This is a genomic window from Duganella sp. (assembly GCF_039595735.1).
In the GTDB taxonomy this organism is placed as follows: Bacteria; Pseudomonadota; Gammaproteobacteria; order Burkholderiales; family Burkholderiaceae_D; genus Rugamonas.
Genome location: NZ_JBCNLB010000005.1, coordinates 60,301 through 74,238, shown reverse-complemented (window position 1 = coordinate 74,238; position 13,938 = coordinate 60,301). Strand labels below are relative to the sequence as shown.

Genomic DNA, 13,938 nt, shown 5'->3' with positions numbered 1-13,938 from the left:
GTTACATTATTTTGTCTCAAATTTCCACTTGCGTGCCAAGTTCAATCACACGGTTGGGCGGAATCTGGTAATAGTCGGCGGCGCCGCGCGCGTTGCGCGACATGGCCACAAACAGGTGCTCGCGCCAGGTCGACATGCCGGAGCCGGGCGCCGAAATCACGGTCTGACGGGCGATGAAGAAGGAGGTCTCCATCATCTCGAACGGCAGGCCCAGGCATTCGCACAGCTGCAGCGCGCGCGGAATATCCGGTTCGTCCTTGAAGCCGTAGTAGACATTCAGCTGGTAGCACTGGTGGCCCAGATCCGTCACCTTGGCCTGCTCGCCCTCCGCCACATACGGCTCCTCGATGATGTGCACCGTCAGGAACACCACGCGCTCGTGCAGCACCTTGTTGTGCGACAGGTTGTGCAGCAGCGCATGCGGCACGCCGTCACTTTCGCCGCGCATGAAGATAGCGGTGCCGTACACCCGCGTCGGCGGCGCCACAAACAACGAGGACAGGAACTCTTCCAGCGGAATCGCGTGCTTCTGCAGGTTTTCAAATACCAGTTCGCGGCCGCGCTTCCAGGTCAGCATGACGGTAAACAGCACGATGCCCAGCAGCAGCGGGAACCAGCCGCCGTGGAACAGCTTCAGGGTGCTGGCCGAGAACAGCGAGATATCGATGGCGATGAAGAAACCGGTGGCGCCAAAGCACAGCGCCAGCGGCAGATGCCAGCGGTAGCGGATCACGAAGAAGGTCAGCACGGTGGTGGCCAGCATGGTCGCGGTCACGGCGATGCCGTAGGCGCCGGCCAGCTTGTCGGAGGAGCCGAAACCGACCACCGCCAGCAGCACCACGCCCAGCTGCAGCCAGTTGACCGCCGGGATGTAAATCTGGCCGATCTCGCTGGCCGAGGTGTGCAAAATGCGCATGCGCGGCAGCAGGCCCAGTGCAATGGCTTGCTTGGTCATCGAGAAAGTGCCGGAGATGGTGGCTTGCGAGGCAATCACCGCCGCCAGAGTCGACAGCACCACCAGCGGGTACACGCTCCAGTCGCCCAGCTGATGGAAGAAGGGATTGTCCACCGCGCCCGGATGCATCAGCAGCAGCGCGCCCTGGCCCAGGTAGTTCAGCGCCAGCGCCGGGAACACGATCATGAACCAGGCAGCGCGGATCGGTTTCTTGCCGAAGTGGCCCATGTCCGCATACAGCGCCTCGGCGCCGGTCAGCGCAAGCACCACGGCGCCCAGCGCCACGAAGGCGATCATGCGGTTTTCGTACATGAAGCGCAGCGCGTGGAAGGGGTTGAGCGCATACAGGATTTGGGGCGCCTCGACGATGTTCACCACCCCCATCACCGCCAGCGCGGCAAACCAAACCACCATGATCGGGCCGAAGAAGCGGCCGATGCCGGCGGTGCCGTGGCGCTGCATGGCGTACAGGGTGATCAATACGATGATGGTCAGCGGCACGATGTACTGTTCCAGCCCCGGCGCCGCCACTTCCAGACCCTCGATCGCGCCCAGCACCGAGATGGCCGGGGTAATCACACTGTCGCCGTAGAACATGGTGGCGCCGAACACGCCCAGCAGCATCAGCGGGTAGTGCCATTTCGGCGCGGCCCTGGTGACGGAATTGAGCGCCAGCGCCATCAGCGCCATGATGCCGCCCTCGCCGCGGTTGTCGGCGCGTAGCACCAGGCTGACGTATTTGAGCGAAACGATGATGGTCAGGCCCCAGAAAATCAGGGAGATGATGCCCAGCAGATTGCCTTCGCTCAGCGCCAGGCCATGCTCCGGATCAAAGACGGTTTTGAGGGTGTACAGAGGACTGGTGCCGATGTCGCCGTAGACGATGCCGACAGCGGCCAGGGTGAGTGCCGCAAGACTGCTTTTCTTGTGTTGCTCGGTCAAGATTGCACCTGTTGTTGTTTTGGTGCATTGCACAATAGGCCATCAATCAGCAAAAGGCAAGCATATTTTGGCATGGGAAGTCGTTCCAAATGATCAATATCCAGAGTGTACGCCGCTGCGCCCGCAAGCGCGAGTGCGGCGCCAGCGGAGCGCGCCCGGATGAGCGATAATGCTCGACCTCCTCTCACTTTTTGCAGTTGCACCCCATGAATTCAGGTATTTTGTACGCGACCTCGGCGTTTCTTTGCTGGGGCTTGTTCCCGCTGTACTTTCACGCCATCGATGAGGTGCCGCCGCTGGAAATCCTGGCGCACCGCATGCTGTGGTCGCTGTTGTTCCTGGCGATCGTGCTGACTGCGCGCCAGCAGTGGAAATGGCTGCCCAAAGTGCTGCAACAGCCGCGCGTGCTGCTCAGTTTTGTGGCCAGCGCGCTGCTGCTGACGGCCAACTGGGGCGTCTACATCTGGTCGGTCAACCACGGTCACGTGATCGATGCCAGCCTGGGCTACTTCATCAATCCGCTGTTCAACGTGCTGCTGGGGCTGCTGGTGCTGAACGAGCGCCTGCGCCGCGGCCAGTGGATTTCGGTCGGCGTGGCGGCGGCCGGGGTGGCCTGGCTGACCTGGCAGGCCGGCCAGGTGCCATGGATTGCCTTAATTTTAGGCATCACCTTCGGCGGCTACGGCTTGCTGCGCAAAACGGCGGCGCTGGCGGCGCTGGAAGGCTTATCGCTGGAAACCATGATGCTGTTCCCGCTGGCGATGATTTATGTGTTGTGGCTCAGCTTTCATGGCCAGAACGCCTTCATCAACACGCCGCATGACAGCACCCGCTGGCTGCTGGCGGCCGCCGGGCCGATCACCGCGATTCCGCTGCTGCTGTTCGCGGCCGGCGCGCGCCGGATTCCGATGGCGGTGCTGGGGCTGCTGCAATACCTGTCGCCCACCATGCAGGCGCTGCTGGGCGTGTGGGTGTTCCATGAAGCCTTCACGACCGACCGCCTGATCGGCTTCCTGATCATCTGGGCGGCGCTGATCCTGTACGTGGCCGAAGGGCTGTGGGGCAGCAAACGCGCTAAATAGTGGGAAGATGGCGGGATTTATCGTATCCTGTCGTCCTTCCCTGCATTTCCACCAATTTTCACCGAGATTCTCAATGGCAAATTACGTCTATACCATGAACCGCGTGGGCAAAATCGTCCCGCCCAAGCGCCAGATTCTGAAAGATATTTCGCTGTCCTTCTTCCCGGGCGCAAAGATCGGCGTGCTGGGCCTGAACGGCTCCGGTAAGTCGAGCTTGCTGAAAATTATGGCAGGCATCGATACCGACATCCAGGGCGAAGCGCGCCCGATGCCGGGCCTGAGCATTGGCTACCTGCCGCAGGAACCGCAGCTGGACCCGGAAAAAACCGTGCGCCAGGAAGTCGAGTCGGGCCTGGGCGAAGCGTTTGAAGCGCAAGCCAAGCTGGAAGCCGTGTACGCCGCCTATGCCGACGAAAACGCCGACTTCGACGCCCTGGCCAAGGAACAGGAGCGCCTGGAGTCGATCATTGCCGCCGCCGATGGCGGCAACCTCAACCTGCAGCTGGAAATGGCCGCCGACGCGCTGCGCCTGCCGCCGTGGGATCAGAAAATCGGCGTGCTGTCGGGTGGTGAAAAGCGCCGCGTGGCGCTGTGCAAGCTGCTGCTGTCCAAGCCGGACATGCTGCTGCTGGACGAACCGACCAACCACCTGGACGCGGAATCGGTGGAATGGCTGGAGCAATTCCTGGTGCGCTTCCCGGGCACCGTGGTCGGCATCACCCACGACCGCTACTTCCTCGACAACGCCGCCGAATGGATCCTGGAACTGGACCGCGGCCATGGCATTCCATGGAAAGGCAATTACTCATCGTGGCTGGAGCAGAAACAGGACCGCCTGAAGCAGGAGGAAGCCACCGAATCGGCACGCCAGAAAGCGCTGCAAAAAGAACTGGAATGGTCGCGCCAGAATCCGAAGGCGCGCCAGGCCAAGTCGAAAGCCCGTCTGGCCCGCTTCAACGAGCTGAGCGAATACGAATACCAGAAGCGCAACGAGACCCAGGAGATCTTCATCCCTGTGGCCGAACGCCTGGGCAATGAAGTGATCGAATTCAAGAATGTGTCGAAAGGCTTTGGCGACCGCCTGCTGCTGGACAACGTCTCGTTCACGATTCCGCCGGGCGCCATCGTCGGCATCATCGGCCCGAACGGCGCCGGTAAGTCGACCCTGTTCAAGATGATTGCCGGCCTGGATACGCCGGACAGCGGCGAAGTGGTGATCGGCAAGACCGCGAAAATCTCGCTGGTGGACCAGAGCCGCGACAAGCTGGCCGATGCCAAGACCGTGTTTGAAGACGTCTCGGGCGGTGCCGACATCCTGAGCGTGGGCCGCTTCGAAATGCCATCGCGCGCCTACCTGGGCCGCTTCAACTTTAAGGGTGCGGATCAGCAGAAGATCGTTGGCAACCTGTCCGGTGGTGAGCGCGGCCGTCTGCACCTGGCCAAGACCCTGCTCAAGGGCGGCAACGTCCTGCTGCTGGACGAACCGTCGAACGATCTGGACGTGGAAACCCTGCGCGCGCTGGAAGATGCGCTGCTGGAGTTTGCCGGTTCCGTGATGGTGATCTCGCACGACCGCTGGTTCCTCGACCGCATCGCCACCCACATCCTGGCATTTGAAGGCAACTCGCAAGTCACCTTCTTCGACGGCAACTATCAGGAGTACGAAGCCGACAAGAAGAAACGCCTGGGCGAAGAAGGCGCCAAACCCAAACGCATCCGCTACAAGCCGCTGACCAACTAATCAGCTGCCGGCATGCGATCAACGCTCGTCATTCCCGCGAAAGCGGGAATCCATACTGCGTCGGCACGCTACTGACCTATGGATTCCGGCCTGCGCCGGAATGACGCTGCCGGGCTCCGGCACCGGTATCCCTTCTTTACCCACATCACCGCTTTCTCTCGCCGGCAATGCGGGCGTTCATCGACTGGTCGGCGCCGGTGCTGTCGGAGTTGGCTGACGTTCTACACCAAGCAAAAGGACCGGAAGCGATGCCCCCGGCCCTCTGAACGTAATGAATTATCCCGCGATGCGCTTAGAAGTTGTAGCGCAGGCCAGCGGTAATGGCGCCGGCTTTGCGGCCGGTGTCGATGTCGTTCTTGCCGTAGTTTTCATACTCCAGCGAGACCTTGACGTTTTTGTTGATGGCATACTCGCCGCCCACCGAGGCGTACAGCGCGGTTTTGTTTTCGCTGCCGCTGACCGATGCGATACCGGAGGTGGTCACATCGTTGTGGTTGCGTGCCACGCCCAGTTTGCCGAACACGGCAAAGTCGCGGGCCACCGGCCAGGTGCCTTTACCGGCCAGGTAGTACGAGTGCGCGTCGGTGTTCAGGCCACCGGCCGCCCCACCCTGGGTGTAGTTGTAGCTGCGTTTGCCGAAGTCGGTATAGCCGGCTTCCACAGCCCAGGTGCTGTCAATGTTGTAGCCACCGTAGATTTTGCCAGCGGCTTTGGTGCCGCTGTGGTTGTCGCTGCTCAGGGCGCCGGCGCCGGCCGCGTCACCGAAGTCGTAGCGGCTGCCGACCACGCCAGCACCGATGTAAGCGGTGCCGGCGGCGTCCTGCGTATTGGATTGTGCGTAAGCTGCGGTGCCACCCAGGGCGGCTGCGGAAGCGACTAAAGCAAACAGAATTTTTTTCATGATTTTGATCTTTCAGCAAAATGGTTGAAGCGGACTTGCTTGGGATCGCAGTTGCTATGAATTGCGATGGGTTCAAGATAGCACTCCAACCAACATCTGTGGCCACCGAATTAGTAAGAAGTGTGACGAGATGTAAGCCAAACGATCATTGGCAAATTTCAAGATGCGCCAAACTTAAGGCGAGCTTAAAATTCCTCCCAATCTGTTGCCATCTCTTTAACAGCGGCCTTGCCGAGCGCCGGTTTGGGCAGCTTGGCTACCGGTTTAGGGGCCACACGCGGCGTTGGCGCCGGACGTGGCCGCGAGGGCGCCGCCAGCGCCGTGGCCGACTGCTCGACACGGAACACGCTGACCAGCTCGGCCAGTTTGCGCGCCTGTTCCTGCATGGCTTCCGACGCCGCCGCCGATTGTTCCACCAGCGCGGCATTTTGCTGCGTCACCTGGTCCATCTGGATGATGGCCTGGTTGATTTGCTCGATGCCCGTGCTTTGTTCGCTGTTGGCGGCCTGGATGTCGGCCATGATGTCGGTCACGCGCTGGATGCTGGCCACGATCTCGCGCATGGTCACGCCGGCTTCGTCCACCTGCCGCGCGCCGGCCCCCACCTTGCTGACCGACTCGTCGATGAGCTGCTTGATTTCCTTGGCCGCCGTGGCCGAGCGTTGCGCCAGCGTGCGCACTTCCGACGCCACCACCGCAAAGCCGCGTCCCTGTTCACCGGCGCGGGCCGCTTCCACCGCCGCGTTCAAGGCCAGGATATTGGTCTGGAAGGCGATGCCATCGATCACGCCGATGATGTCGGCAATCTTGCCGGACGATTCGTTGATGGCGCCCATGGTGCCAATCACCTCGTCCACCACGGCGCCGCCCCGTTGCGCCACGGTGGAGGCCGAACGCGCCAGCTCGTTGGCCTGGCGCGTGTGGTCGGCATTCTGCTTGACGGTGGAGGTCAGCTGTTCCATCGACGACGCGGTTTCCTCCAAGGCGCCGGCCTGCTCCTCGGTGCGCGCCGACAAGTCCTGGGTGCCGCTGGCGATTTGCGCCGACGCCGTGGCAATCATGTCGGTACCGCTGCGCACCTGCCCGACGATGCCGCCCAGGCTGTCGCGCATGGATTTCATTGCATGCAGCACACTGCGCTCATCGTTCTGCCGCACCGCCACGTCGACGGTGAGGTCGCCGCCGGCAATCTGGCCTGCCACCTTGGCCACCTCGGCCGGTTCGCCGCCCAGTTGCCGCGTCAGTGCGCGCGTGATCAGCAAGCCCAGCACCAGGCCGCCGGCCAGGCTGGCAAGCACCAGCACGATCATCAGGCCCAGGCTAAAGCGGTACAGCTCGCTGGTGGCGGCAGCCTTGTTGCCGGCGCGCTCTTCCTTGAGATCGGTCATGCCATCCATCAGCTTGTCCAACCGGTCGGCCTGCTGGCGCGCCGCCACTTGCGCGCGCTGCGATTCCTCCGAGCGCTGCGCCAGCGGTTCATTGCCGGCAGCGTCCAGCGCGGCCGTCATCAGGCGCGCATATTCGCGGGATGGTTCGACGTAATCGTCCAGCAGTTTTTGCCCCTTGGGCGTGACGAACAGCGGCCGCGCCTTGACCAGGTAATCGTCCATGGCCGCCAGGTATTGCTTGATGTCGGCGCGCTGCTTGTTGCGTTCTTCAGCGGTCTGGGCCGCAAGGAAAGTGTTCCGCGCCCGGCCGGCATAGATCAGGTTGATATTGGCTTCCTTGATGTAAGAGAGTCCAACCAGATCTTCCCGATACATGGTGTCCGCCGCGTCATTCAGCTTGCTCATGCTGACGATGCCCACGCACGCCACGATCGCGCCAACGACCGCAATGCTGCTGAAACCTATGATGAGTTTGGTACCGACTTTCATGTTGCTAAACATAACGTCCTCCCCATAGTGAAGAAGATTACGATAGCAGCCTGCGGCGCGACTTGCTTCACTTCTTCGCGCGAGTGTGGCCCGATTCACACAATCAAACGAAAGGTCAGGTTGATGCGTGGTCCGCGCGCCGTGCGCTCCTTGTTGATGCCATGCAGCCAGTGCTGCTGCAGGGCGCCCGCCATCAGCAGCAGACAGCCGTCGCCGAGCGCCAGCTTGACGGTTTTCGGCAAGCGCCGGTGCTTGAGGATGAAGGTGCGCGGCGCGCCAAAACTGACCGAGGCGATGGCGGGCTCCGGTCCCAGCTCGCGCTCGTCGTCGGCATGGAAGCCCATGCTGTCGCGCTCATCGCGGTAGTAGTTGAGCAGCACGCTGTTGAAGCGCCGCCCGGTGACGCGCTCGACCGCCTGCTTGATGTGCAGCTGCAGCGCGCTGAACGGCTGCGGATGAAAGGTCTTGCCGGAATAACGGTAGCTGGCCTCGCCATGCCAGGCCGACAAACGCGGCTGCATGTGCAGCTTGCCCCATACCTGAATCTGCTCCTCGCGCCAGTCGGTCTCGGCCAGCAGGCGGCGCATCACCTCGTCAGGCGGCAAGTCCAGCGGCAGGCGCTGCTGGAACCACAGTTCGCCGTCCTCGATCGGGATCGGCGTCAGGCTGGTGTCATCGGCAAATAAGTCCATGCGCGGTATGATACCGGCACCACGCATTCAAGGAGTCATTGCATGAAAAAACGCCAGTTCCTGGGCACGGCCGCGCTGGCCGGGCTGTCCGCCGCTGTGACGCTGCCGGCGCGCGCCGCTGCCGCCGCCGGCCCAACCTTGCTGACCGTCACTGGTGCAATCGGCAACGGCAATCGCGGCAAGCTGGACCCGGTGCGCGATCAGATGATGTACAAGCAAAAGCTCAGCTTCGACAAGGCCTACGCCTTCGACTACGCTGCGCTGACGGCGCTGCCCGCGGTCACCATCAAGCCCACACTGGAATACGACAGCAGGCAGCACACGCTGCGCGGTCCTTTGCTGCTGGATGTGATGAAGGCGGCCGGCGCCAGACTGAATGACAACAGCAAGCTGGTGCTACGCGCTATTGATGGCTTTGCCGCCACCGTGACGGTGGCGCAAGCGAAGGCGCAGCGCTACATCGTCGCCACCCAGCTGGATGGCGCACCGATGGCGCTGGGCGGACTGGGACCGCTGTGGGCCGTGTACGAAGCCGATAAAGTCCCCGAGATGGCGGCCAAGCCGGTCGCTGACCGGTTTGGCTTATGCCCTTGGGGGCTGTATCACATCGAGGTTCAGGCGTAAGCTTCGGCCAGGCTCATTACCCGCGGGGTGATGGTGATGCCGATGCCGTTGAACAGCGCATTGATGGCGGCCATGTTGGCTTCCAGCTCTTCCGCCTTCCAGCCTTCGAACAGGTCGGTGCCGGCTTTCTGGAAGTGCAGATCCAGCACCTTGCCGCGGTCCTTGTGGGTGTAGCCGCCGCTATAGGTTTGCTTGAAGCCCAGCGCCGCCAGCTGCGCCAGCACTTCGGTTGGAGGATTGTCCGGATCGGTGGCGATGAACACGCCAAAGGTTTTGCCTGGCGGTTTGGCAGCGACGTCGACGTCGTAAATTCCTGGCGCTTTCGTTACGGTCGTACTTTTCAGAAATAACATGTTCTTACCCCTACTATCCAGTTTTTGGCGCCGGTTAAGCTTGCAGATTGATTCTTGTAGAAAACATTCTAAGAATCAAGCTTATTGCTAATTCAGAGGTTTGTCGACTGATCCGGGTACTTATTTTGTGAATTCGTCGCATTACAACTGCAAAACGTCGACTGAAGTGCGGCTGCATCTACTTAAAATATAGTTGTTAAGTAGTAATTTGCAAGGAGTTGCGTGCTGATGCGCTATTTCTGCTGCTTTCTGTGCGCCAGATCTGTAGTCGGCGCGACAAGAGCCCGATACAACGCTCCCGTTTCCGCATCCCAGGCGCTGACCGCCTGCTGCTGGCGCGCCACGGTGGCCAGATCGCCGCGCGCGATGGGGCCGCTCAGCGCGGCGGCCGCACCCAGGCGGAATACATTGGCCATCGATTCGCTGGCCAGCGGCTGCGCCAGCTGCCGCGCCACCGGCTCCGGAATGCCTGCGGCCTGATAAGCGCGCAAGGCCGCGTCCAGCACCGTCACCAGGTAATTGCTGGCGAACACAGCGGCCGCGTGGTACACGGTCTTGGCTTCCGCCTTGATCGGCACCGGCTGTGCGCCGATGGCCTGCAGCGCCGGCGTCAGCACTGCCAGCGCGCCCTCATCGCCCTCGATGCCGCAGAAGGTGCCGGCAAACTGCGCCGCCACCGCGGCCGGGTCGGCAAAGCTGCGGATCGGATGCACGCTGGCGACCAGAGCCCCGGCGGCACGCGCGGCCTGCAGGCGGTCCGAGGCCAGCGCGCCGCTGCAATGGAAGACGATGCTGCCGTTCAGCGGCACGGCCTGGGCCAGCGCTGCGCAGGCCGGCACAATCTGGTCGTCGCCCACCGCCAGCACATGCACATCGGCCGGCTGCAGCTGCGCGCAAGCCGTGGCCACGCTGCCGGCGCCAATAAATGCCACCGCCTCCTGGGCCGAACCGGCCGAACGCGTCAGCACCTGCTGGATGCGGAAGCCATGCGCCGCCAGCAGGCGGCCCAGCACGCGGCCAACGTGGCCGGCGCCGATCAGGTTGACGCTGGCCGACATCAGAATCCCGATCCCGGCTGCTTGAGGAACTCCACCTCGGCTGGGGTCGACGCGCGGTTCAGGATGGCGTTGCGATGCGGGAAGCGGCCAAAGCGCTGAATCACTTCGCGGTGGCGCTTGGCGTAGTCGAGCATGCCGGCCAGGCCTTGATTGCCCGGCTGCGCCTCGGCCAGGCGCGTGAACAGGGCCACGGCCTGCTCCTGCATTGCCATGCTTTCCGCGTGCTCCAGCGGCAGATAGACAAAGGCGCGTTGCAGGGGCGCCAGTTGCTGGTCCTCGCCAGCCTCGATCATGTCGAGCGCGGCCTGCAAGGCCAGATGGTCGCCGGCAAACGCCAGCGGCGTGCCGCGATAGACGTTGCGGCAGAACTGGTCCAGCAAGATGATGCGCGCCAGCGCCGCTTGCGGCCCCTCGGCGTCCCATTGATGCAGGCCGCCCTCCAGCGCCTGTGCGATCTGCTCGCCAAAGCGCTGTTCGATTTCGCGGTCGAAAGCATCATCTTTTTGAAACCATTCGCGGCGCGGTGCGTCAGCGCCGGCGAACCAGAAATCAAATACGGCCTGTGCTTGTGGGTTCATGTTCAATTGCGTGCGTGCGTGAGCTGGAAGCTGTGGATGCCTTCAAATTCGGCCAACTCCGCCGATAATACCGCCATCGGCGCGCCACTGCGTTTACTCAAGGCGATGGCGACAAAGCGCCACTCCTGCATGCCGCCTTCGCTGCCGATCATCAGCGAGCCGCCGGCGATTTCATAACCGCGCTGCAGCGCCATCGCCCTTAGCGCCGGCTCCTGCGGCTTGTAGCCGGCCTTGAACCGCATGGTGATGGCAATCGCATGACGCGACGGCAGCCAGGCTTCCACCCGGGTCAGGAAAATCATGGAGCTGGCGCACAGGGCCGCCAGGCCCATGGCCCCCATGTAGAAGCCCACGCCCACCATCACGCCGATCACCGACGAGGCCCAGATCGAGGCGGCCGTGGTCAGGCCGCTGATGTTGAAACCCTCGCGCATGATGACGCCGGCACCCAGGAAACCGATGCCGGTGACGATGCCCTGGATGACGCGGGTCGGGTCCGAATTCACCAGGTATTGCGAGACATGGCCGCCAAACCAGTGGCCCGGATAGCCGCCGATCACGGTCAGCGCGGCCGAGGCCATGCACACCAGGCCGTAAGTCCGCATGCCGGCCGCGCGCCCGTGATAGGAGCGTTCATACCCCACCAGCAAGCCCAGCGCCAGGGCGCCCAGCAAGTTCAGCAGGACGACGGCGTTGGTGGCGATCTCCGAATGCGACCAGTACGCTTGCAGGAATTCCATGGCGGGCATGATGAGCCTCTTTATTTTTTAAGTTGTTTTTCGAAGGCGATATCCAGTTTGCTCACGCGCTTGGGCGCGGGCGGCTCGATGCCGTTGACGAAGGCAACGAAGTCGTCCAGTTCCATCGGCGCGCACAGCGGCGGATTGCCGGCGCCTTCAGACAGGAAGAAATGACCGCTGCCGGTCACTGACATCGAGTATTTCTGGTTGCCGGTGCGGCGCTTCAGGCGATCTACCGCCGAGGTGGCTTTGGTGGCGCGTCCACTCATAGGGTCTCCGTTCGGGTCTGCAGCCACGCCAGCGGCGCGCCGGACAGCAGCGGCGACAGGCGCTGGCGCACGGTGGCGTGGTAATCGTTGAGCCAGCGCTTTTCATCGTCGCGCAGCAGCGATGGTTCGATGCAGCGGGTGTCGATCGGGCACAGGGTCAAGGTTTCAAAATCGAGGAATTCGCCAAACTCGGTCTGGCCGGCGGCGCGGTTCAGCACCAGGTTTTCGATGCGGATGCCCCAGCGGCCAGGCCGGTACAAGCCCGGCTCGATCGAGGTGATCATGCCCGGCTCCATGGCCGTGTGCGCTTCCGGCATGGTCGACGGCGAGATCGATTGCGGGCCTTCGTGCACGTTCAGGAAATAGCCGACGCCGTGACCGGTGCCGTGGCCGAAATCCAGGCCCTCGGCCCACAGCGGCGCGCGGGCAATGGCGTCCAGCATGGGCGACTTGGCGCCGCGCGGGAAGCGGGCGGCGGACAGGGCGATCATGCCTTTCAGTACCAGCGTGAAATCGCGGCGCTGCTGGTCGGTGATGCGGCCGACCGCCACCACGCGGGTGATGTCGGTCGTGCCGCCCAGATACTGGCCGCCGGAATCGATCAACAGCAGATTATTGCCTTCGATGACGGAATGGCGTGCTTCGGTTGCTCTGTAGTGCATGATCGCACCGTTCGGACCGAACCCGGCGATGGTGGCAAAGCTCGGGCTGATGAAGCCGGGGCGGCGGGCGCGGGCGGCGGTGATTTGCCTGTCGATCTCGACTTCGGTCAGTGGCGCGCGGTCGGGGTTGGACAGGGTTTGTTCCAGCCAGGTGAAGAATTCGCACAGGGCGGCGCCATCCTGTTCCATGGCGGCCCGCACATGGACGGCGTCGGCCTCGCTCTTGCGCGACTTGGCCAGCGTGGTCGGGTTGATGGCTTCAATTACCTTGACCGTCGCTGGAATCCACTGGCGGGTGCCGTAGGTGATGCGGCGCGGATCGAGCAGCACGACGGCGTCGGCCGGCAGCGCGGCCAGCGCTTCCGCGGCCGCGGCGTAGGGGGCGACCTCGATGCCTTCATCGGCCAGCGCGGCGCTCAGCGCGGCGGAAATCTTGCCATCCGCGACATATAACGTGGCGCGGGTGGGGGTGATCAGGGCGTGCGACAGGAAAATCGGGTTGAAGTTGACGTCGGCGCCGCGCAGATTGAACAGGTAGGCAATGTCGTCCAGCGTCGAAATCAGGTGGCGGTTGGCGCCGGCTTGCTGCATGGCGCCGCGCAGATCGGCCAGCTTGCCGCTGCGGCTTTTCGAGGCGTATGGGGGCAAGTGTTCGTAGACCGGCGCGGCCGGCAGCGGCGGACGGTTTTGCCAGACCTGGTCCAGCAGGTCGAGGTCGGTGCGCAGGCGGACGTCTTTGGCGCCCAGCGCGGTTTGCAGCAGGCGGGCGATGGCCAGGCCGAGCACGGCACCGTCCACGGCCAGGGTCTGGCCAGCTTTCAGATGGCTTGCCAGCCAGTCAACGTATTGGACACTGGCGCCCGAGGTCAGCTTCATCAATTGAATCCCGGTGCCGGCCAGTTGCTGCTCGGCCTGGGTCCAATAACGGGCGTCGGTCCAGATGCCGGCGAATTCCGGGGTGATGATAAACGTGCCGACCGAGCCGGTAAAACCGGACGCCCACTCGCGGCCTTGCCAGCGCGCGGGCAGATATTCGGACAGGTGCGGATCGGCGGATGGCACCATCAGCGCATCAATATGCAACTGACGCATCGCGGCACGCAACAGCGCCAAACGTTCGATGACTTGGGAAGGGTCTGGAGTATCCATGAGAAATTTCAAAATAGCTTGCCTCCATGATACCGCGATTGCTTGATCCACTGCCAAATAGCCGTGTACGTCAATGATTCAATGGCTCAGCTTGTTGTGTAAACCACGCCGACCTATATTAATTATGATGAAAGGGATACAAACTCATGAGGATTATCGCCAATGGAAATGTGCAGTCCAACTCCGCCGGGCGAATTTATCGTTGAATTTTATCTGAGACCGAATAATGTCAGTGCCGGTAAATTTGCTGAGCAGCGGCTTAGTGTGCCGATAGTTGGCGAGTTCGTGCCAATAATTGGCATGAAAAGGACAAAA

At 62.5% G+C, this 13,938-nt stretch carries 13 protein-coding genes; 3 read left to right on the top strand and 10 right to left on the bottom strand.

Annotation, left to right across the window (positions count from 1 at the left end):
• Positions 1-16: 16 nt before the first annotated feature.
• Positions 17-1,897 carry a potassium transporter Kup gene (locus ABDW57_RS11865; RefSeq protein ID WP_343730404.1) on the bottom strand — a complete coding sequence of 627 codons (1,881 nt, stop codon included), beginning with the start codon at positions 1,895-1,897 and terminating at the stop codon, positions 17-19.
• 206 nt (positions 1,898-2,103) lie between these two features.
• On the opposite strand from ABDW57_RS11865, the gene rarD reads away from it, so the two are divergent.
• Positions 2,104-2,979, top strand: a complete 876-nt coding sequence (rarD, locus tag ABDW57_RS11860; protein WP_343730403.1) for an EamA family transporter RarD — start codon at positions 2,104-2,106, stop codon at positions 2,977-2,979.
• 73 nt (positions 2,980-3,052) lie between these two features.
• Complete coding sequence (gene ettA / locus ABDW57_RS11855) at positions 3,053-4,720, top strand: energy-dependent translational throttle protein EttA (protein WP_176646737.1); 1,668 nt, start codon at positions 3,053-3,055, stop codon at positions 4,718-4,720.
• A 292-nt stretch (positions 4,721-5,012) separates the two neighbouring features.
• Here ettA and ABDW57_RS11850 read toward each other — a convergent pair whose 3' ends face one another.
• The 3 genes from ABDW57_RS11850 to ABDW57_RS11840 form a co-directional block, all read right to left on the bottom strand.
• On the bottom strand, positions 5,013-5,621 hold the full coding sequence (locus ABDW57_RS11850) for an outer membrane beta-barrel protein (RefSeq protein WP_343730402.1): 609 nt from the start codon (positions 5,619-5,621) through the stop codon (positions 5,013-5,015).
• Positions 5,622-5,806: 185 nt separating this feature from the next.
• Positions 5,807-7,510, bottom strand: a complete 1,704-nt coding sequence (locus ABDW57_RS11845) for a methyl-accepting chemotaxis protein (protein ID WP_343730401.1) — start codon at positions 7,508-7,510, stop codon at positions 5,807-5,809.
• 83 nt (positions 7,511-7,593) lie between these two features.
• The gene (locus ABDW57_RS11840; protein ID WP_343730400.1) at positions 7,594-8,190 is read right to left on the bottom strand and encodes an alpha-ketoglutarate-dependent dioxygenase AlkB; all 597 of its coding nucleotides are present in this window, start codon (positions 8,188-8,190) and stop codon (positions 7,594-7,596) included.
• A gap of 42 nt (positions 8,191-8,232) precedes the next feature.
• Between ABDW57_RS11840 and ABDW57_RS11835 the strand changes: the two genes are divergently transcribed.
• Positions 8,233-8,814, top strand: coding sequence for a molybdopterin-dependent oxidoreductase (locus ABDW57_RS11835; RefSeq protein ID WP_343730399.1), 582 nt, complete (start codon positions 8,233-8,235; stop codon positions 8,812-8,814).
• On the opposite strand, the gene ABDW57_RS11830 is transcribed toward ABDW57_RS11835, so the two are convergent.
• From ABDW57_RS11830 to ABDW57_RS11805, 6 genes are all read right to left on the bottom strand, one after another.
• A complete protein-coding gene (locus ABDW57_RS11830) occupies positions 8,805-9,167 on the bottom strand; it encodes a hypothetical protein (RefSeq protein WP_176646742.1) in 363 nt (120 codons plus the stop codon). The two genes, ABDW57_RS11835 and ABDW57_RS11830, sit on opposite strands and share 10 nt — an antisense overlap.
• Before the next feature lie 233 nt (positions 9,168-9,400).
• On the bottom strand, positions 9,401-10,225 hold the full coding sequence (locus ABDW57_RS11825; RefSeq protein ID WP_343730398.1) for a Rossmann-like and DUF2520 domain-containing protein: 825 nt from the start codon (positions 10,223-10,225) through the stop codon (positions 9,401-9,403).
• Positions 10,225-10,803 carry a DUF924 family protein gene (locus tag ABDW57_RS11820; protein WP_343730397.1) on the bottom strand — a complete coding sequence of 193 codons (579 nt, stop codon included), beginning with the start codon at positions 10,801-10,803 and terminating at the stop codon, positions 10,225-10,227. The genes ABDW57_RS11825 and ABDW57_RS11820 overlap by 1 nt, the downstream gene beginning before the upstream one ends.
• Before the next feature lie 2 nt (positions 10,804-10,805).
• Entirely contained in the window at positions 10,806-11,552 is a 747-nt protein-coding gene (locus ABDW57_RS11815) for an MgtC/SapB family protein (RefSeq protein ID WP_343730396.1), read from the bottom strand.
• 11 nt (positions 11,553-11,563) lie between these two features.
• On the bottom strand, positions 11,564-11,812 hold the full coding sequence (locus tag ABDW57_RS11810; RefSeq protein WP_343730395.1) for a hypothetical protein: 249 nt from the start codon (positions 11,810-11,812) through the stop codon (positions 11,564-11,566).
• Entirely contained in the window at positions 11,809-13,623 is a 1,815-nt protein-coding gene (locus ABDW57_RS11805) for an aminopeptidase P family protein (RefSeq protein WP_343730394.1), read from the bottom strand. The genes ABDW57_RS11810 and ABDW57_RS11805 overlap by 4 nt, the downstream gene beginning before the upstream one ends.
• Positions 13,624-13,938 lie beyond the last annotated feature (315 nt).